We start from the raw sequence: 18,855 nt of genomic DNA, 5'->3' as shown, positions 1-18,855 counted from the left end.
CTCGGCTGCGTCTACCCGCGCTGGCAGGGACGTCGGCCAGGTAGCGCCTTTCATTTGTCCGCATCGTGCGCTGTCCGCCCACTGATTGCGGGGCTCGTCGTCAATCCCGACGGTTGCGCTCGCGCTCCTCGAGCTCACGGCGAAATTCCTCGTTTCCTTCGCCCCACCAGTGAGGAAAGAAGAATTGCGTGGCGGCCCCGATGCAAGCGATGGAGAGGACCAGGTTGAGGGTCTTTGCAGCGGCTGCGGTCTGTGGCCCGAGTTCGCCAATGAGGGTGGCCCCCGCAAGGGTTGCAGCGTTTTGCGCCAGGACCACGAAGGCCAGCAGCACGAAGCTCACGATGAATTTGCTGTCAGGCATGATGGGGTTCAGAGATATTCAAGCGTCGGAAACGGCTTCTTCGCGGCGCGGACGCATTCAGGCCACAGGTTCTCCATCGTCCGGGTCGTCGCATCAGGGTCACGGTTGCAGAGTGTTCGAGGGGGCGGGCTGCGATACGGCACGTATGGCGCAACGAGACGCACCCATGGGATACCTCGTTGGGCTTGCGGTCCAGCTCACCAAGGGAAGCCGAGGAGTTCACGGTGCCGAAGGCTTGCGTCAGCGGTACCAGGTCGTCTGAGCATTGGTTTTTCGGTCTTCGAGGGCGCGCGAGCACTTCGGCCGGCACGCAGGGAACAAGGCCTCAGCCTTCAGGTCGCGGGGTCGAGGGCACGGGCAGGGCGTCAACCATGTCGTCAAAGTTCTCGCCCGCCAGGTTGCGGGCATGAAGGTCCGCCCACTGCTGGGGATTGAGCTTGCGCGCCTTTTCGTAGCGGACCCAGCCCAGCTCGAGCTCAGGCTGCATCGACATCATGACTTGGCCGCCAGGCACCGGGTCGGAGCCGGGCGCCGGCGCTGCAGCGGAGGCTTGTTTGCCCAGGCCTCTGCAGAACTCCCACAAGGCATCCTGCGCCTTGCGCACCTCGGGGCCCCAGGCCCGCTTGCGGATGGCATCGACGCGAGCGTCGGCCCAGCGCTCGGCCAGGGTGAAGATGTGCCGAACCACGTCCTCCGGAACCACCGCGGTCTCTTCGGCCTCCAGCTTGCTGGCAGGCCCCCGGCCTCCCGCCCCTTTGCTCGCCTGACGCGCCTTGTCCATGACGGCGTCGTACCGGTCGTCCCAGGAGAGCCCATGCTCCTTTATTTCGTCCAGTATCTCGAGAAGGTTCTCGATGTGGTTGGCCATGTATTTAATCCTTGGGTGCCGCGCCTGAGGCGCCGTTGATAGCAACTGATGATTTGGCAATGGTGGCGCATGCACCTTCTTCGGAACGAAACCGGCGCATCTGCCCGTCGGCTCGGAGCAGGTACTCAACCCTGCCACAGGGCCACTCGCGCCAGACACACCATGACTTGCTCACCGGATGCGCGCCCCATGGGCCAGGTGGTTGCGCCGCACTCACGCCGGGCTACGAGTGAACCGCGCCGCGATGTGCTCTTCGAGGGAGGCCTGGTCGCGCTTCCAATCCCGCTCGTCGTGAACGTAGTCGAAGCGCATGCAGAGGTTGCGGTGGAAATTCTTGAATTCGTGCAGGGTTTGGGCCGCCTGCGACTGTCCGCCCGTGGCCAACGCCGAGCTCGGAACCCGTGCCAGGACCTCGTCCTTCAAGTCCTGCGCGAACCGGTAGAACTGCGGCGTGAAGACACCGGAGATGCCAGCTGTCTGGGCGACAACGTCCGCGACACGTTCGGGAAGGTCGACGCTCAGACCACGTCCCGTGGTCGCCGCTTGCTGCTGCGCGGCGCCGGTCAGGCGCGATTGCATGGCCAGGAAGGTGATGGCCAGGGAGCCGGTGAGGGACTCGATACCCCGAACACCCGTGAGCTCGCCAGAGAGGTCACGCACCGTGAACGGGCACCTCTCGAGGAGGTAGCGAACGTTCTGCTCCAGCGAATCTGCACCGGCCGCGCCGTCTGCCCCTTCGGCATTGCTGGCGCGTTCCGCACTTCGCGCCAGGCCTTTGCGCAGCGCATCGGAGATGCAGTCAGCGTGCAGCTGCGGGCCGGAGCCGAAGTCGTGGGTGTGGAACTGCTTGATGGCAACGTGCATGCGCGCCAGCCACTCGTCGTCGGTTTCCGCAGCCTGCGCTTCAGCATCCAACTCGGTGACCTCGACCTCTGAGGGATAGGCTTCTTCGAAAGACTCGTGCTCCACACCCTCCTCCGGCTGCTCCGCGAGCGTGCGGGCCGCGTCGATGGCGCCGATGCCCTGGGCCCAGGGAAGCACGACATTGTTGGCAGCCCACTCCTGCAGGGGGTCGACGGCGCCGGCCTGGATGTTGCGCAGCCACATGTCGCAGTGCTCGAGCGAGGGGGCCTTGCCGCCGGCCAGCAGCGTCAGGACCTCCTGGAACCGGTCGATGAACTTCGTGGGCACCTGGTCGAACGTGACGGGAGGCGTGTTCAGCGCGTCGAGCGCCACAGTGCGCGCGTGGTCGATTTCATCCCAGTCTCCTCCGACCATCTCGTTCTCGATGGCAGCAATTTGCTGAAGGGCGCCGCGCAGACGCAGGTTCTCGGCGCGAAGGAGCGTATCGGTCTTGGACATGAGGACGAGTTTTCCGGTGTGTTGCCCAACAGCGGGCGGAGCCTGAAGCGTCGCCGGCGCGCGCCAGGCAACGAACGATTCAGAAATAGGGAGCGTGAGCGCGAGGCTCAGATGAACGCGGTGGAGCTGACGCTGCCGTTGGCCTCGGTCACGTTGAGCAGCACTACGCCGGCGGTGGGCGCAGCACGGGAGGCCGAGTTCTCGATGATGTGGCCCACTTCGTGGATGCCGGCTTGGCAGCGGTATCCGTGGGTCATGTCTTCGTCCTCGGGAAGGTTCGACTCCGGAATTCCCGCGAAGAGCTTTCGCGCCAGCTTCAGCTGGTACGGGCTCATCGGGATGAAGCTCTGGTTCTCGTGGGTGCTCAGCTTGCCGGCGGCGTGACGCATGAAAACGATGTCACTGCTGAACTGACCCACGCCCTTGCGTACCTGGACGCAAAAGCCTATGCGGCTCAAGGCATCGCGGCGGCCTTGCTGGAAGCCGGTCACCAGGAATTCACCCGGGCCGGGGATGCGGCTGAAATAGCCGCGGGTGTAGTCGGCCAGGGCGACGATGTCCTGGGCGAGCGCTTCCGCCTCTGCCGGAGAGAGGACGGGCGAGGATTCGATGGCCTCAGGTGCGGATTCGTTGGTCATGTTTTTCCAGGTGGCGCAGCAGGGATGCCGCAGGGTTTGTCTTTGTTGTTCAGGGCGAGAGCTGCCGCCAGAGCCGATGAGAGCGTCTTGGCACGGGCAGGAGCCGCAATGGCCACGGGTTCTCTTGCCGAGGCAAGCGCCTTTCGCTTCTCGAGCGCTTTGACGTACCCCGGCGGGAATGCGAAGTCGGCCGGAATGCGCATGGACCGCAGCGGACGCTTGAGCTTCTCCAGGCAGGCGATGACGGTGGCGACATGGCTGAAGTCACGGGCCTCGACGTCGCGTGCCATCAGCTCCTCGCCACCTTCGTTCAGGTAGGCCAGCGGAAGGGCGAGGAAAAACTGCTTCGCCGCGGCGTTCTGGAGTTCGGGGCGCGCGTACTGGCCAACCCAAAGGTCCCCGTCGAGCCACCACTCCGCCAAGTAGTCCAGGCCGAAAACAGACGGGAAGTTGCGCTTGTAGCTTCGGGTCTGATGCTCTCGCCAGGTGGGAAGGAACGCTTCCTGGTGCATGCTCTGGATGTACCGGGCCCGTTTGCCGAGGTCGCGCAGCAGGTTGTTGCGGCCAGAGCCACCGCCCCGGCGTTGGTGCATGTCGAGGTCCATCTTCATCAGGACGTCGAAGGGTGGCAGGTACGGCTTCTTGAGTGCGGGGCGCACAACGGTCGGGGTGACGCCCGCGCGCGCCGCGCCGCCTACGTCTGGGGCCTGGGTGTCGGGCGGCGAGGCAGCGACTGCTTGTGCCGCCGGCGCCAACGTTTCAGTGGATGAGTGAAGTTGCATGGGAAGAGCGTACGACAGGTTTTCTGTTGAACCGCAAGCTGCCGCGGTGACAGTGCTCGTTGCATCGAGCACCTGCTTTAAATTGCGTGACTCCGAATGGTTCTAAAAGCGTTCTGGGTGTGTCCATTTTAGCAGAGTTGAGGCCCGCCGGACAACCTAAACTGTTTAGGCTTCTATTTGCGAGCAGAGCCTATAGACTCTTGAGGATGCTTGGCCAGTCTCATGGCAGGAACGGTTCCACGCTCGATGACCACCGTCTCAGTTGGGCGTTGTGTCTTGCGTAGTAGCTTGGCGCGCCACCGCGAACATGTTTTACGGGGCCCGCGCATCCTCTGGCTTGGCCTGGCGGAGCTATACGACTTAGAAACTCGCGCAGCTGTGCTGCCACCAAATCACTCAAAGGAAACCTGTGACCCAAACTACCCCGCGCAACGCGAAATCCGCCAAGCTTCCCGCGGTCGTTCACGAATTTGGCACCGCCCCGCAGGTCGTGCCCGCCGACTACACCCACCGCGAGGACTTCAGAGGCACCGTCAACGAGGCCGCCGAGCGCTTCGCCGGTGAGCCCGTGGTTCTGGTTAAGAGCGCCGCCATCGAAGGCAGCCCCGACCGCTTCGCCATTGGTGTCTTCGCGTGGGAGCCGCAATACCTGCCCTGGCGCAACGGAGGCTGGTACGTCACCAACCTGCACTACCCCACCGGTGCCTGTGGCTGCGTCAGCAACAACTACCCGGACAAGAAGTGGCGCATTGTCTGCGACGACCGGCGTGGTGAACTCGACGAGGAAGGCGACTACACCTTCCGGACCCGAGATGACGCCGCACGTGCCGAGCGCGACCTCGTGATTGCAAGCAGCGCGACCTAAGCGCCGCCCGCCCTGTGCTTATTCCAGCTCCGCCGTCACCCGGCGGAGCTTTTCCTTGGGGCCGACTAAGCCACGGCGCGACTTGCGCTCTCGAATATTGCCTCTGGCCTTGGCAGAGGCCGTGGTGCCGATGCCGAGTTTCTAGGGCATCAGGAGCTCAAATTGGTTCCGCGAACGCTCGAAGGCGTTGCAGCGCCGCATGTCCGAAATGACCTGGTCAATGTCGTCATAGCTGAAGCGGGATGTCCAGTCATGGATGTGGCACATGACTTTGATGAATGGGGCTGGGTCGCCTTCGCGGGTCAGCACGCGCAAGCAGTCCAGGTACTCCTCGCGATACAGCGTCGGCACGATGATGCGGCAACCGTCGACGGCGGACAGTTCTGCGTTCATGACCAAGCGAGCCAGGCGTCCATTGCCGTCATTGAAGGGATGCACTTCGGCTACAAGGAACATTGCCAAAAGCGCACGAGCTGTTCCCTCAGGGACGCTCAATAGCAGCTTGCTCCCTTCAACCAAGGTTCCTCTCACCAGTGGCGGCAGCACAAACTCTGTGTTGCCTGCTCGATTGGCAACCAGCTTGAACTCCCCTGGGCCCACCTCAGGCCGGTTCTCCATCTGCTTTTTGTGACGTGCGCGCAGCTGCTCGAGCACCGGCTCGCCCGCGGGCAACGTAAGCGTGGACCAAGTGGGGCTGAGCGCCTGCTCGAACACGCCGATGATGTCGTGCGAGTCCTTGGGTCGCGCCACCACCGGAACGCCCTCCAGCACGAAGCCGCGCGCTTCCTCGACGGCAAACTCCGTTCCTTCGATGAAGTTGGAGAAGTAGGACTCCAGAAAAGCGAAGTTTCGCCGAGCACGGTCCGTGGTCAGCGACGAGGCAGGGATGGGCAATGGGACGGCGCGCAAGCGTTGGGCGAAGTTCTCGAATAGCTCCAAGCGCGCACTGTCGTAAGGGATGGCCGCGGTCAGAGCCTTTCCCTCTCGAGTGGTCAGAACGCTCGGGCGAGAGTTCAGGATGCTGCCCACCAAGCCGTCGAGTTGGGAAAACTCGTCCTCGAGGCCCAGTTCGGGCACGAGCTCACGCGCGCGCTCTCGCAACTGGCTCAGGGCTTCTTCGCCACGAGAGTGGCAGATGTCCAGCAGCCGCCTCTCCACGGCTTCGGCGCCAACGCTCCTGCGGCTCTCCCCTCGACTTGGTGACAGGTTCTCAAGCAACATCCGAGGCTCCGACGCGAAGTAAATCGGTCGCCCCATCATCTGGCCATCGCCAGCCTGCGGCGGCGGTCCCTTCCAGACCTCTACCGTAAGGCCGGGCAGCTCTACGGTGCGGCGGTACGTGCCCACCAGGAAGACGGTGCCCTTGCTCGGGCTACCGCCGTCGAACGCGGTTCGAAAGCTCACGACGGTGCCGGGGAAGAACGCGGCCAGCACACGGGTTCGGTGACGTGCGACCAGGGCTTCCCAGTCACCCTCGGGCAAGGAGGTTGCGAAGCCCTTGGCCACAAGCTTCAGGTCCCCCGCCGCGAGTCGCCGTTGAGCAGTTCGCACCTGCGCTGACGAGAGCTCCGCGTACAGAACGAGGGTGTCGTCCAGTACCGTTGTCGTTTTTTTCATGGTCAAGCGAGCCTTGTTGCGCGAAATGTCGTGTTTTTGGTGTGCAATTAGTTTCTATTGTCGTGTTTTTCGGCCATTAGCGCCAAGCGACGTGTCGTGTTTTTTGGTTCTCGGAGCCGGGTTAAGCCATCTGTGTCGTGTTTTTGCTGAACAACAGGTCAACATGTCGCTCTTTTCCGGAGTAATCAGGACGGCGCTCCAGCTCGTGTTGCCGGGTCGAGGTGCCCAGCTCCGGGTGGAGGGCGTTCTGCTAGGGGCGCCGGAGGTAAGTGCCTGGACGATGAGCCACGGCCAGGTTGTCGCGCCGCTCCTGGAAAGTGGCGGGGATGCGCGGCCACTTGAAGCGCATCTCGACCGAACACATCGCGAATTGGCCAGGGAGAGGTTGCGGAGTGCTCAAAGGCAGGTGCGGCCAGGCCTCGGGCGTCTGGCCGGTGCCGGTATGCGCACGATGCAGTTCGCAAGGGGCTTTACTCGAGTCCCTGCGTCCGGAGCCAGACGCCTCAAGGCAAGTCCAGTGTGTCTCCGGTTCGCCCATCCACGTTCAAGACTTGCCGCGAACGCTTGCCGTCCTGCCACTGTGCTTCGTACCGATATGTTCCGATGAGGACGCGCTTGGCGACGACCACCGTCCATCCCACACATTTATCGCCCCAGGGGTCCTGCTTCAACGCACCACACAGCCTCCAGTCGAAGTCCTGGATGATGCGAATCATCGCACCGGGCGGCACCGACCGCACCAAGTACTCCGTCCCGGGCGAGTTGTAACACTGGCCCCATACAGGGCGAGCCGACAACAGGACGGGGGTCGTTGCCCGCTGCGCATCTGGCAACGCCAGGACATAGGCGTTCCACTTGACCATGAGGCTCAACTCCTTGGTCGCTGGATTGTTCACGAGGCGAGTGCGCATGGAATCAGGGCCGGCGGCCGAGGGCGACAACGTTCTTTGGATGCTCGCCAGCGTGCCTTCTTCGATGTCTGCTAGCTCAGCTTCAATCTCCCCTGGAGGTATTGAGGCGCGCCGCGCAAGTTCTCGTACGTAGGTCGCGTACGCCACGCCATGCATTGGCAAGCGCCAGACCGAATCTGCCGGGCCCTGAAAGTACGGGGGGCCCTCCAGTTGCCCGCAGACCGGTGTGCCCTCAATCAGCTGAGCGCACGGGTATGCGTCAGCCGCGGCACCGGTGATTGTTGAAAAACTGCTCGCGGAATCCAACCTGTAGATGTCACCCCGGCGCTCAGACTTCGGCTGGCAAAGCGTCGCGCCCAACCGGGCAAAGAGCTCCTTGCCCTGCGGCCCCTCCAAGAACTCCTTTTGCAGAGCACGGTACACCTGCACCTCCGGACTGCTTTCAGAGTGCTTGCCAATGTCTGCGAAGCAGCCTCCGCTTGCCATGCTGAGTGCTGCTGCGACGGCCAAAGGGCTTGGCCCCCTAGGTCGGGGAGTAATTTTCGACACGGGTAGCCTCCTCGTGCAATCTCAGTGTGAGCATTCTGCCGGCCCTACTGCAGCATTCGCAAGCCTCCTCCGAGGCAAGGAGCCCGAAGCTGCTGGCGGAAGCCGGGCACGATGCCGGAAGAGCGGCTCGGGGAACCGGTTCAGCATTAGCAACGGGCAGCTAAAACGTATCCTTGGCGCGCCGCCGGAAGTGGCCAGATGAGACTGTGACAGCCCTGAGCGGGAAGGAAGTGACACGGCCCACACGAGAAAACCCCGCCAGCAACTGCCGACAGGGTCGAAGGGCGGTGGGAGTCGGCGCCGGGTGGGGTGAAGGGAACGCCCCTCAGCGGACGGCCAACCCTGCCGGCGCCGCGGCCGGCTCAGGCTGCTTCGGTCGTCTTGCCGTGCGCGTAGTCGGAGAACTGCGCCAGGGTCAAGGCCTCATCCTCGCACGCACGGACGTACTCCTTACCCCGTTGGGTGAGGGGAAACGCGCCACTGCTATCCCAGCACTCAACCAGGTCGTGGCCGGCGATTGCTTCCAAGACCTGCGAGCCACGAAGCTCCCTCAGCCGATACCCTGCCTCGGGGTCGTCTTGTATCCATCCAGCGACCTCCGTCAGTCCAGCCTCTTGCGTTGCGAACAATGTCGGGCCTGACGCCTCGAAAGCGTCGTAGCAGAAGAGGGTCTCAACGGACCGGCCGCCTCCAACTTCTTGAATCCAAGCGCTCGCTTCAGCGAACTGCTTGGTCAGCGGATGCTCCGGCCCGCGCTCGATGACCCAGAAGCCGTTGGGCCCGCGGGTGCTGAGTTTTGGTGCGAAGACGATGCAGGTTTTGCGGATGCTGTCCAGCGTTCGGTGGTCGAAATTGGCTCGCTCGACATGAACTTCCACGCCGCCGAAACAGAGGTGGCGGTCATCGAAGCAACGCTGACAGGGGGCCTCGTCGACTCCCTTTTCTCGCCGCAGCTGGCGAGCGAGACCGAGAACGGCCGGGGCCAGCTGACGCTTGGCTTCGCTCTGTTCGCAGAGCATCTCGGCAGCCTCCTTCTCGTCCTCCGATGGGTCGAACACCGACTCCACGCGCGTGAGCGGGACGAACTTCCAGGTGAGCTTGCCATCGCGCTCCAGCTCCAGCAGTCCTTTCAAAATCGCCCAGTCCAGGGTCGTTTGCTGCAAGCGCACGGGAATCTCATCGGTTTCGCGCCAGAATCGACCGGCGTTGGCGACTTTCGGGATTGCCTTGATGGCGGCCTGCCAGTCCAGGCCTTGCTCCCAAACAAGCACGGCATCCGCGAACGCGACGCCCGACGTATTGTCCTGCGGCGTGCCGCAATACAGGCTGACGCTGGGCACGGGACCAAAGAAGTTCTTCTTGATGACAGCGGGGAAAGGTTGCATCCCGTCGAGGGTCTTGCACTCGGCGACCAGGTCCAGGTCACCGCAGGTCGTGGCGCCACGGGCATACGAGCCGACGACCCAGAGGCGGGAAATCCGGATGTACGCGTGGTCCGGAAGGGAGGGGAGAAGCGGGGTAAACGACATCACTCGCTCCGAACTTTCGACCAGCCGCTTGCACGCGCGGATGAGTTTTTCGGTGAAGTGCGCGCGGGGCTTGCGGGCTTCGGCCACCGGGTATTTGCTGTAGTCGACGTGCTTCATATGTCCTGTCCAGTTGAGTGAGGTCCTGAGCAGGTGTAGAAAGCCGGCGCGCCCAGAAACGCTTTAGGCCCTAGCGCAAGAGCCGACTGCCTGCCCAATGGCCAGGTGAAGGACGGGAGAGCGGGAAGGCAAGGCGTTGCAGGTGCGGCGGGCGCTCTGGTGGGCGGCCGGCCGCGCGCTCGGGAATGTGGGCGGAGGGAGTTCGGCGCCTGACCGGCGCCGCGCGGGTGCGCTTGGCCAGATGCCGAGTTGTTGCTCGGACGGCTAAGCCTGGAGTGCCAGCTCGAGCTCTGCGAGCAAGCTTTTCCGGACGGACTGGGGCAGCGGGAGCCGGCGGATGTGCCTGTCTTTCCAGGAAGTCGCGAGCGCCCACCGCTTGACCTCGGCCAGGATTTTCTTGTCGCTCAGCGGCTCAAAGCAGGCGCCGTACGCTGGGTAGTCGAGGGTGCGGTCGCGTCGCAGGCGGAAGGGCCTGCGGAACTGCGTAGCCACCAGGCGTACGAATCGAGCCTGTTTGAAGCCGTCACACTCAGGGGCGTCCAGTCCGCCGAAACGGACGAGGAAGCCCGGCATCTGAACCACCCGCGCCCCTGGCATAGTTGCGTCGACATAGCGCAGCCCCGCCTGGTGGGCCAGCTCGGCGATTCGCTCTTCGATTGTGCGTGCGTCAATCATCGTGGTCCTTTTTGAGTTCGCGCGGCGTGTAGCAGCGCCGTCTTAAACCAGCGGACTCTGCGGCAGACCAGTTGGGTCAGGCATCCAGATGCGCATTCACAAGCGCGGCGTCGTCGCGCATCGCACGCTCGCCGTCGGGTCCCATGTAGACCTCCGGGATGCTCAGGAGCTTGAACTTGGCGTCCACGTCCTTGTCGGCAATCGTGGCCTCGAACCGGCCGGCGCGCACGCTCCAGTGGTCCAGCGCGTCGTTCGACCAGTCGTCCGGCGGGCACTCGTAGTACTCGTACGCCAGGTGCTCAGTCACCGGGAAATCCTGAGCCCAAAGGGTCGGGAACAGCTCGCGGTGGAGCGCGACCCGGGCTTTCAACAACTCCCAAACCCGGTCCCGCAGCACGGTTCGCCGTGCGATGACGGCCGCGGCCTGCTCGTTCAGGCGCTCGTGCTCCGCCTTGATTTCAGGCAGGAAGAAGCCGGCGAAGGCGTATGCCCGCAGAGCCTCGAGCCCCGGGGCTGCCGCAGCGCGAGAGTTCGAGGAGGCCTCGCCTGCGTCGGCGGTGGCGTCGTCGAGAATGTGGGTGGGCGAGGTCATGCTCAGGGTCCAAGGAAGAAGATGTTTTGCTGCTCGGAGGGACTGCTCGCCGCTCAGGGCCTGGCCGGCCTCACAGGTGGCAAGGAACCAGTTCGAGGCCTGCAGACGCTCGTCCAGCTCCGGCCAGTCGGGAGGCTCAAGCCGCGGCGCCGCTGTTGAAGGTGGCAGCGTCAGCGCGCATGACCTGCACGCCGTCGACGCCCAGGTAGGCCTCGGGAATGCTCACGGTCTTGAAGGCGCGCGGCCGCTTCTGGTCGTCGATGGTGCACTCGAACCGGCCGTCGAAGATGCTCCAGAAGACCAGCTTGTCATCAGGCATCGACTCCAGCGGGCTGGCGCAGATGAGGCATTCCATGTGGCGGGAATGCGGCGAGCCCTGCGCCCAAAGCGTGGGAAATAGCTCGCGGTGCACAGCCATTCGGGCAAGCAGCAGGCGGAAAACGCGTTCGGTCAGAGCGTCGCGCCGAGCCTCGAAATCCGGCTCGTCCCGGTCCAGTGCATGGCACTCAGCAAGCATCGCAGCGAAGTCCGCGTCGGCAGGGTCGGCCGTCGGCCAGGCGTTGTCGGGAGCGGAAGGCGGATTGGCGGTCATGGTTCAGCAGGTCCTCGAAGGATGGGCTTGCAGCGCCAGGCGCGCTGCACCGGACGAGTGGCCAGGCCAGGTGGCGGCCAACCCGAAGACTGTCTAGCGCGCGTGTTTATGCCTCACGGCTCCATGACGCCGAGGGTCGCTGGCGGGAAAGCGCAAGGCCCCAGGCCCAGGAGTCGAGCCGGGCCGAAGGAGGAAGAAGACACCGTCGGGGTGGCCAGATGCGGCTGCCGCGAGGCTGGAAGTTCTGGGGAGTCGAGGCGCCCGGCGGGTGTCGGCCAGGGCATGCGAAGGAGACCAAACCCCTCACGCGCGGGGACCGCGTACCCGGACTCGAGAAGTGGTCAGGTGAGGCCCCGGTGGGCTTGGCGGCTATCTGTTTAGACTTCTTGAAAGACGGCCTACGGCTCTTGCATTATAACAGATGGCGGTCCATCCGTAAACCCTAAACCCTATCTGCGCAGGATGAAGTATGTGCGCCGGCAGGCCCTCCTTGCTACCAGCACCCAGTGCCCCCGCCAGCATGCAGGCGTTCCAGCCAAGCCCCTGGTCGGGGCCGAAAAGAACCGTCACCCTTTTACGCTTTAGAGAACTTGTTCTCCCCTAGTCGCGCTACGCCGCGCCACGCCGCGCCACCCCGCGCCACCCCGCAGGCCTGCCGCCCCGCGGTTCCCGGTGGCAACTCGAACTCCCCCCGCGCGTCAAATCCAACGTCGGACCGACCGCCTCCCCGCCCTTCCTCACAAGCAGCACCAGCCCCGCCAGGAGCATGACCAAGCCTTCGCGCAGCCCCTCCTTGCCTTCAAAAACGGAGCCGGCAGTCCTGCCCGCGAGGGAGTTCATCGCGCCGCAGGCAAGTGGAAGCGAAGCTCACCGGTGTGGGGGAGCTGTATATGCCGACATGCATCCGCAGCGCTTAAGTCCAGCGGAAGCCCCAGTCCTTCCTACCCCCTCATCCGCTACTCCGAACCTACGTTGCGCACCATAGCCAGACCTCCACCTCTCCTTGATTCCATAAAGGGAGCACACATAGCAGGCCAAGACCCGCCGCCCCAATAGCCCGCAGACGTATATGCGCAGAGTGCTCAGAACGCACAGAGGGCGAAGCCCCAAGGAGCAGAAAGCAGGAAGGTCCATCCTGAGCCGCCGTGGGACGGGTACGGACGCGATGAGCTTCCGGACCTCGGCCGTCAGTACCGAGGGATGTACCAGACCTGCGGAGCATGCCCAGGCTTTTCGAGTCCCCCGCACGCTCCGCCCCTGCGCCCTAAGGCCTCACCGCCACGCCTGCGTGGCGCCCCAGACTCTGCCTGCGCCCCAGGGACTTCACGCCGCGCTTGCGCGGCGCAAGGCTACGTTCGAGCCCCACACCAAACCCTTCCTGCGCCGGCAGTACTCTCAAACCTCACCTGCGCCGGAGGACTCCATGCACCCTTCCTGCGCCGGTAAACCCCAGGCCTTCCTGCGCCGCAAACAGTCCGTGACTTCATCCGGCGCCCCAGCAGTTCAAGCCTACCTGCGCCGGAATGACTCACAAACCTTACCTGCGCAGAAGCAGTCCATGCACCCTTCCTGCGCCGGTAAACCACCAGCTCAGCAAGCCGCGTAGCCCCTCAGCAAAGCCAGCAGCCTTTGTCAGCAAGGTATGCCTGTGAGCAAAGAAGGCGACGCCTTCCGGCGCCCGCAGGGCTACATAAACGCCGCGCTCCCGCGTGAGACCAACCTCCGCCTGTGCGGGTGAAGGCCGCGCCTTACCGGCGCCCCGGGGCTTAAGCCGCCCCGGAAGACCCAAGCCTTTCTACGCCGGACGCAGCCTCATCGTTGATAGCAGGCAGGCCGCTCCCTCCTGCGATACGAGAGTTGGGTCTACCTGCGCAGGCAGGCGTGAGTACATCCGGCGCCTAGGGGCTTCCCCTCTCCCTGCCGCCCCCCCGCCTACCCTCCCGCCGTCCATCCGCGCGCCCCTACAGGGCGCAGAAAAGTCCATCCTGAGCCGCCGTGGGACGGGGTACGAACGGGAAGAGCTTCGGGACCTCGGAGAATAAATCGATGGGGCGTACCAGACCTGCGAAGGTGCTGGCTCGAGCCGAATGGCGTCGGAGGAGCGAAGCGAGTCCGGCGACATCGAGGCGAAGAGGCTAGCCGGCCGCAAGGCCGAAACCGAGCAAGGTCTGGTACGCCCCAGGGACTCACGCCTAGCGACGATTTCACCCATGAAATCAGTAGCTTACGGAGGCCTCGGCCGAAATGAGGGGCTCTTGTACCCCGAAGAACCTCGCCTACCCCTGTTTCTTTGCCTGTTAGTCATCGATTAAACGGGCCCGGAAACAGGGGGTTAAGAAATCGCGTTACCGGGCGCAGCGAGGCCTTCCCGAGCCCCGCAGGCCGCTTTCTCTTTGATGCCTGTACCCACCCCATCACAGTTGTGTGCGCACGCCTGCGCTCACGGCGCTGCACACAACCGCTCTCACGGGTTTATACGCGAGCGTGCTGCTCATCACTGGGCTTCAGGCCGGGTTGCGCTCGTGCACTGTGCTGCAGGCGGACGGCGGACCCGCGCATACAAAACCTGTGCCTATGCAACAAGGAGGACTTGCTCGCCCGAGCCAGGCCCACGCATCTCGGCGCCCGCCGCAAACGTCCCAAGGACTACCCATGACCTCAGACCACATCGGAAAACTTCTTCTTCGCGCAACCCTGGGCGGCCTCATGCTCTTCCACGGTGCCGCAAAGATTCTCAACGGCACCGCCGGAATTGAGCGCATGCTGTCGGCAGCTGGACTGCCGGCGGCGTTCGCCAACCTCGTCCTCGTCGGTGAAGTGCTCGCTCCCGCGCTTTTGCTCCTGGGTCTGTTCACCCGCCCCGCGGCGATTGTGATTGCCGTCAACATGGTCGTCGCCGTACTACTGGCCCACACGAGTCACCTCTTCGCGCTCGGCAAGTCGGGCGGCTGGTCGCTCGAGCTGCAGGCCTTCTTCTTCCTGACCGCTGTTGTCATCGCCGTGTTCGGCGCTGGCAAGTACCGTATCGGCGTACAGCGCAAGGCGTGGTGGGCATGACGCCAGGGGCGTAGCCCCGAACAAGAACGGCGCCTTCGGGCGCCGTCAGCTTTTTCTGGGCGCAGTACTTCGAGCCTTGTCAAGTGCACGCTGTTGTCCAGAACGTCGACCGCTCGATTTGGAGGCACTCTGTTCAAACCAAGCGCTGATGCGGGTTCGGCGCGAAGTACACCGGTTATCCACAGAGTGATGCACGGGTTCGGTGGAAAACTCTGCGCGATTTTTTCACGGCTCATAGTTTGGCGCTTGCTCAAGGAGGCGGCGGCTCGGTTACCCTACGGTCGCGGCGGGAGCGGGACGGGGCGCTTGACAACTGTTCTGCGCTTCTCAGCCTCCATCGCCGGACCACCCCGTGCGGAAATCACTCGGAGCGTCGCGACGCTGCGATGAAAATCGCAGAACGCCTGCGCAACAACGTGGTCGGAGAACGAGCTTTGGCGCTCGTCCCCGTGAGGCGCGCGGATTGCCGTTGCCGGAATCTCGGTCGCCCATCCCTGATGGACTCTGAATGCACCGACGATTTGGCCGAACGTTGGCCATGCATGGTCAATCAATGCTTGCTCTGGCGTGAGCATCTCATCCGTCACCTCGCAGGGCACCTGTCCGTCCAAGCCTGCGTGGGCAGCGAAAAACTCAAGCTTTGCTTCGGTCAGCACAGGCCGCACCGTGGCCATGCAGGTGTCGTAGAACTCCTTCGCGTCCGAGCGTGGCGTTCCCTTGAGGGCAGCGATGTAGCTGAAGTCAGTCGGCTCGGCGTCGATGCGGGCGAGCCAGAAGCCTGAAGAGCTGTAGCCATCTCCGACGTTGAGCCTGCGCATGAAGTAGCGCGCGCCGGCGCCGGTCTTCGGAGCGTCGTCGGTAACCGAAAGGTCGAAGCGGTCTAGGAGCGCAACCAAGTCGAGATGGTCCATCCGGTTGTCGACGCGTTCGTCGTCCGAATAGCGCGCCAGCATCGCCTTGAAATGGTCTAGGGCTGCCCGCTGTGTTGGCCAGGTTCGGCCGTTGGATAGCTGAATCGGTTTCGCCACGCTCTGTCCCGGTCAAGGGCTGAATTGTCGCAGGCATCGCGCCCCTGCTAGCCGTAGCCCGGATGGCTAGACTTCGGCATGCACCTGAAACGTCCACCCGCAGCATCCGCACCGATTTTCGAGCAAGGCGCTCGACAGGGGTCCGCGCCTTGACAGGAACACCCTCTATGTATGAACGCGCGATGGGGCCGAGCTTCACCACGCTCGACCCGGAGGTGCGGCTCTTCCATACGCTCGCGGGCTGCCACGAGCTGCGCGGCGCCGTTGAGACCGAGGCACCCAGCACGCTGGCCGGCAAGCTGCTTGCCCGAATGCTCGGTACACCGCGTCGTCAGAATCACGGGTCGCTGGTATTCAGCCTGGACGCCTCGCCGACAACCGAGCACTGGACGCGGAGGTTTCCCGCCTCAGCGATGAGCTCAACGTTGCGACTCGACACGCCAGGCATCGTCGAGCAGCTGGGCACTGCGCGCATGGCGTTCCAACTGGAAGCTGTGGAGGGCAAGCTCGTCATGCGCCTGCGGCAACTGTGGTTTGCAGGCATTCGCTGCCCCACGTGGCTCATGCCGCGCGTCACCGCGGAAGAAACGGGGACGGCGAACAGGCTGAACTTTCATGTGCGCGCCACTGTGCCGGGCGCGGGCCTGGTTGTCGCGTATCGAGGCTACCTCGTGCTTCCCACCCAGGAGGCGACGTGATTGTCGTCTTCGACGCACAGTGCCTCCTGTGCAATGGTTGGGTCCAGTTCCTCCTGAAGCACGACAAGGACGCCGTGTTCCAGTTCGCTTCGATACAAGGCGAGACCGGGCGGCGCCTGCTGGCGACAGCCGGGCTGAAGGTCAGTGGACTGGAAACACTTCTGCTTGTGGACGGGACGCAGACTTGGCAGCATACGGCGGCCATCCTGCGCGTGCTTCACGTAGTCGGCGGGGCATGGCGGCTCGCGTGGGCGGCGTGGCTGGTGCCTGCACCGGTTCGGGATGCAGTCTACCGCTTTGTCGCCCGCAACCGTTACCGAATCTTTGGCCGCTCCGCGGTCTGCCTGGTTCCGTCACCGCTCCACGCCGAGCGATTCCTTACCTGACGTCCGCCCGCGCGCGTCTATTCGGGATAACCGTGCAATCGCCTCGCAGTGACTGCTGAGTGGCCGGGGAGAGTGCTATAGCAGCCAGAGCTCCTAGTAGGTCGTAGCAACCACAGGCCTGAACATGATTACGGTACCGGCCGGTTACCGGGCGGCCGCCAGGAAAGGCCAAGCTCCCGACGCGCGCCCACGCAAGAGCAGCCACACTGAACCGTAGACGACGGCCAGTACGCCCAGTGCTGTCCGGCAATGAGCCCGAGAAATCGCGCCCAGGGGGCATGGTAGAACGGCGTTGCCCCGAGAACGGCGACACCACGAAGCGCACACATGGTGAGAACCACAAGAGCTGCGCGGACCCTCCGGGGCGCGAGCAAGTTGTGTGCGACGTCGGACAGGTCCGCCTACGGGCCGAACTCGGAAAAAGGAAACGCCGACCAGGTTCATGGTCGGCGTTGAAGGGTGAGCGCGCGCAACAGGCTGGGCTGCACTCGTGGTGTGAATCAAACTGCGGCGTTCAAGCGCTGGCGAGACCATTGGGTGACCAACTCCTTCAATTGCGCGTCGCTGTGCGACAGCACGTACGCCTGGACTTCGGCAGGGTTGCTCCCCATCGCAGTGCGCACATCGGTCATCAAGCCGGCCAGGTCTCGCCCGTCCAGCCCCGACCAATCGCGCACCACTTCGCCACAAAACCGCGCTCGCGCTTCATTCCAGTTCCGGAACTCGGCCGCGGTTGCGGCGTAGCGCTCGCGAAAGCCGCACCCCTCCAGCCGCTCCATCAACATCGGAAGGTACTTGTCCTTCGCAGCTTCATACGGATAGGCGGGCAAGCTCCCAGCGGGCTGCTCTTCGAGCCAGGCAAGGAAACCCTTGTAGCTGGTTCGCTTTCTGTCGCGCACCCGGCTCTTAGCGTTTCGGTTGTGCAGCTGAAAGATGTCAGGGTTGAAGAACGGAGTGCTCGCGACGAAGCGAAAGATGTCCTCGAGCGTGTCGAAGCCAGCCGCCCAGGTTTCGTACTGCCATCCGAACGCGGGAAGGATGGTCCTCCAGTCGCGTTCCACCAGCAGTTCTGTGAATTCGTGGGTTCCGCTTTTGAAGGGGTAGAGCAAGCCCAGGTGCCCGAGCTTCATCCCGAAGGAGTGCACGACCCGTCCCAGGAGGTTCCCGCAGTCGTTGTACCCGTAGTAGGAAAGCGAGGTGTCAAACGCCAGCGGCGACGTTGGCAGAATGTCGACCTGAAGCTCGTTGAAGGCAAAGCTGTACGTCTTGCCCGATGCCGCAAGCTGAGCAACGGTGCGAACCGCGACTTCAGCTTCGACCGGCGCATCAAGCTGGTTTACCGGCGAGCCGTCACTGACCAGGTAGTCGATGCCGAATGCGCGGGCAAGGGAATGCCGAAAGTCGAACGCAGAGCCGTCCGTCACTTCTACGAGGACATCCATGTCTCCGAACGACTCCTTGGCCCGGTACGCCGGGATGACTGCAGCGCGCCGGTTGGGGCCCACGATGGTTTGCACCCGGCCCAACACGTCGGAAACAAGGGGGTGGTACTCAGCGGCGCTGAAGCGCCGCGTATGCCGGATGCCATTTAGTGCGTTTCCGCCCATGTCAAATCTCCATTGATGATTGTCCTGCACAGTCTAGAAAGGACGGTTTAGCTCGAGGCGGGAGGGCAAGGGCCGAAAAAAGGCCCTCATGATGAGGGCCCCGAATCAGACAGCGCTACCTGTCGTGAATGTCCGCGTCCTGGGCGGGTCGCCACTGCTGCTGAGCGGCCCGAGCTTTCAGCTCGCGCTTGACGCTGCCGTACACCCCGATGCCCAAGGCAGTGACCAGGCCTGCACCGAATGCGCAGAGCGGGCCGGCCAGCATATAGCCGCCGAATGCCCATCCAGCGATGAGCGCGACCGCGGGCGCCGTCTTCACGAACCCTTGGGCACGCAGAGCGAGCAAGCGTTCCATGGCATCGCGCGATGCGTAGATGACGCCTGCCAACAGCGCGAGCTGAAGGAAGAAGTTCATCGACCCCAACACCTTTGCAAGTTCCTGCATGTTTTCCATTCTCGAGAATGTCCGCCTTGCCGCGTCATCCGAGCCCCTCGGGCTCGAAGTGGTCGAAGCCCGGCGGATGGTTAACGAGTCCGTCGACCCGATGAGCAACAGCTGCTCATCCGTTGTATAGCTAGCGGCGACCCGACGCAGTCGCACCAACCACGCGCCAGACGACA

18 protein-coding genes are annotated in these 18,855 nt (G+C 63.7%); 4 read left to right on the top strand and 14 right to left on the bottom strand.

The genetic code is table 11. The features are described 5' to 3' along the window. Positions 1-100: 100 nt before the first annotated feature. The 5 genes from APY03_RS12710 to APY03_RS12690 form a co-directional block, all read right to left on the bottom strand. Entirely contained in the window at positions 101-340 is a 240-nt protein-coding gene (locus tag APY03_RS12710) for a hypothetical protein (protein WP_146039504.1), read from the bottom strand. A 346-nt stretch (positions 341-686) separates the two neighbouring features. Next, complete coding sequence (locus tag APY03_RS12705) at positions 687-1,229, bottom strand: hypothetical protein (RefSeq protein ID WP_068677357.1); 543 nt, start codon at positions 1,227-1,229, stop codon at positions 687-689. Between the two features lie 213 nt (positions 1,230-1,442). Next, positions 1,443-2,591, bottom strand: a complete 1,149-nt coding sequence (locus APY03_RS12700) for a hypothetical protein (RefSeq protein ID WP_068677355.1) — start codon at positions 2,589-2,591, stop codon at positions 1,443-1,445. 107 nt (positions 2,592-2,698) lie between these two features. Beyond that, on the bottom strand, positions 2,699-3,229 hold the full coding sequence (locus tag APY03_RS12695; RefSeq protein ID WP_068677353.1) for a hypothetical protein: 531 nt from the start codon (positions 3,227-3,229) through the stop codon (positions 2,699-2,701). Beyond that, on the bottom strand, positions 3,226-3,984 hold the full coding sequence (locus APY03_RS12690; protein ID WP_068677351.1) for a hypothetical protein: 759 nt from the start codon (positions 3,982-3,984) through the stop codon (positions 3,226-3,228). Before APY03_RS12690 ends, APY03_RS12695 begins: the two co-directional genes overlap by 4 nt. A 436-nt stretch (positions 3,985-4,420) precedes the next feature. Here APY03_RS12690 and APY03_RS42460 point away from each other — a divergent pair, with 436 nt between their 5' ends. After that, the gene (locus APY03_RS42460; protein ID WP_180988656.1) at positions 4,421-4,876 is read left to right on the top strand and encodes a hypothetical protein; all 456 of its coding nucleotides are present in this window, start codon (positions 4,421-4,423) and stop codon (positions 4,874-4,876) included. Between the two features lie 141 nt (positions 4,877-5,017). Here the strand turns inward: APY03_RS42460 and APY03_RS12680 are convergent, their stop codons facing one another. The 6 genes from APY03_RS12680 to APY03_RS12655 form a co-directional block, all read right to left on the bottom strand. Next, positions 5,018-6,493 carry a Fic family protein gene (locus APY03_RS12680; RefSeq protein WP_068677349.1) on the bottom strand — a complete coding sequence of 492 codons (1,476 nt, stop codon included), beginning with the start codon at positions 6,491-6,493 and terminating at the stop codon, positions 5,018-5,020. 503 nt (positions 6,494-6,996) lie between these two features. After that, complete coding sequence (locus tag APY03_RS12675; RefSeq protein WP_068677347.1) at positions 6,997-7,890, bottom strand: hypothetical protein; 894 nt, start codon at positions 7,888-7,890, stop codon at positions 6,997-6,999. A gap of 425 nt (positions 7,891-8,315) precedes the next feature. Continuing rightward, on the bottom strand, positions 8,316-9,599 hold the full coding sequence (locus tag APY03_RS12670; protein ID WP_068677345.1) for a hypothetical protein: 1,284 nt from the start codon (positions 9,597-9,599) through the stop codon (positions 8,316-8,318). Between the two features lie 264 nt (positions 9,600-9,863). After that, positions 9,864-10,274: a hypothetical protein gene (locus APY03_RS12665; protein ID WP_068677343.1), complete on the bottom strand. Its 411-nt coding sequence runs from the start codon at positions 10,272-10,274 to the stop codon at positions 9,864-9,866. 76 nt (positions 10,275-10,350) lie between these two features. Continuing rightward, the gene (locus APY03_RS12660; RefSeq protein WP_068677341.1) at positions 10,351-10,866 is read right to left on the bottom strand and encodes a hypothetical protein; all 516 of its coding nucleotides are present in this window, start codon (positions 10,864-10,866) and stop codon (positions 10,351-10,353) included. Positions 10,867-11,002: 136 nt separating this feature from the next. Then, positions 11,003-11,458 carry a hypothetical protein gene (locus APY03_RS12655; RefSeq protein WP_068677340.1) on the bottom strand — a complete coding sequence of 152 codons (456 nt, stop codon included), beginning with the start codon at positions 11,456-11,458 and terminating at the stop codon, positions 11,003-11,005. 2,652 nt (positions 11,459-14,110) lie between these two features. Here APY03_RS12655 and APY03_RS12640 point away from each other — a divergent pair. Further along, positions 14,111-14,515 (top strand): DoxX family protein, encoded by a 405-nt coding sequence (locus APY03_RS12640; protein ID WP_068677333.1) that lies wholly within the window; start codon positions 14,111-14,113, stop codon positions 14,513-14,515. A gap of 275 nt (positions 14,516-14,790) precedes the next feature. On the opposite strand, the gene APY03_RS12635 is transcribed toward APY03_RS12640, so the two are convergent. After that, a complete protein-coding gene (locus tag APY03_RS12635; RefSeq protein ID WP_068677331.1) occupies positions 14,791-15,543 on the bottom strand; it encodes a DUF3223 domain-containing protein in 753 nt (250 codons plus the stop codon). A gap of 167 nt (positions 15,544-15,710) precedes the next feature. On the opposite strand from APY03_RS12635, the gene APY03_RS12630 reads away from it, so the two are divergent. Both APY03_RS12630 and APY03_RS12625 read left to right on the top strand, forming a co-directional pair. Then, positions 15,711-16,241, top strand: a complete 531-nt coding sequence (locus APY03_RS12630) for a DUF4166 domain-containing protein (protein ID WP_068677329.1) — start codon at positions 15,711-15,713, stop codon at positions 16,239-16,241. Continuing rightward, positions 16,238-16,627 carry a thiol-disulfide oxidoreductase DCC family protein gene (locus tag APY03_RS12625; protein ID WP_068677328.1) on the top strand — a complete coding sequence of 130 codons (390 nt, stop codon included), beginning with the start codon at positions 16,238-16,240 and terminating at the stop codon, positions 16,625-16,627. Before APY03_RS12630 ends, APY03_RS12625 begins: the two co-directional genes overlap by 4 nt. A gap of 500 nt (positions 16,628-17,127) precedes the next feature. Here the strand turns inward: APY03_RS12625 and APY03_RS12620 are convergent, their stop codons facing one another. Together APY03_RS12620 and APY03_RS12615 are read right to left on the bottom strand one after the other, a co-directional pair. Beyond that, positions 17,128-18,234, bottom strand: coding sequence for a hypothetical protein (locus APY03_RS12620; protein ID WP_068677326.1), 1,107 nt, complete (start codon positions 18,232-18,234; stop codon positions 17,128-17,130). A gap of 115 nt (positions 18,235-18,349) precedes the next feature. Continuing rightward, positions 18,350-18,688 carry a hypothetical protein gene (locus tag APY03_RS12615; protein WP_068677323.1) on the bottom strand — a complete coding sequence of 113 codons (339 nt, stop codon included), beginning with the start codon at positions 18,686-18,688 and terminating at the stop codon, positions 18,350-18,352. Positions 18,689-18,855: the final 167 nt, after the last annotated feature.

The sequence above is a fragment of the Variovorax sp. WDL1 genome (assembly GCF_001541225.1).
Classification (GTDB): Bacteria; Pseudomonadota; Gammaproteobacteria; order Burkholderiales; family Burkholderiaceae_C; genus Variovorax.
Note: the sequence above shows the minus strand (reverse complement) of the source record. Positions and strands in the feature narration are given on the sequence as shown.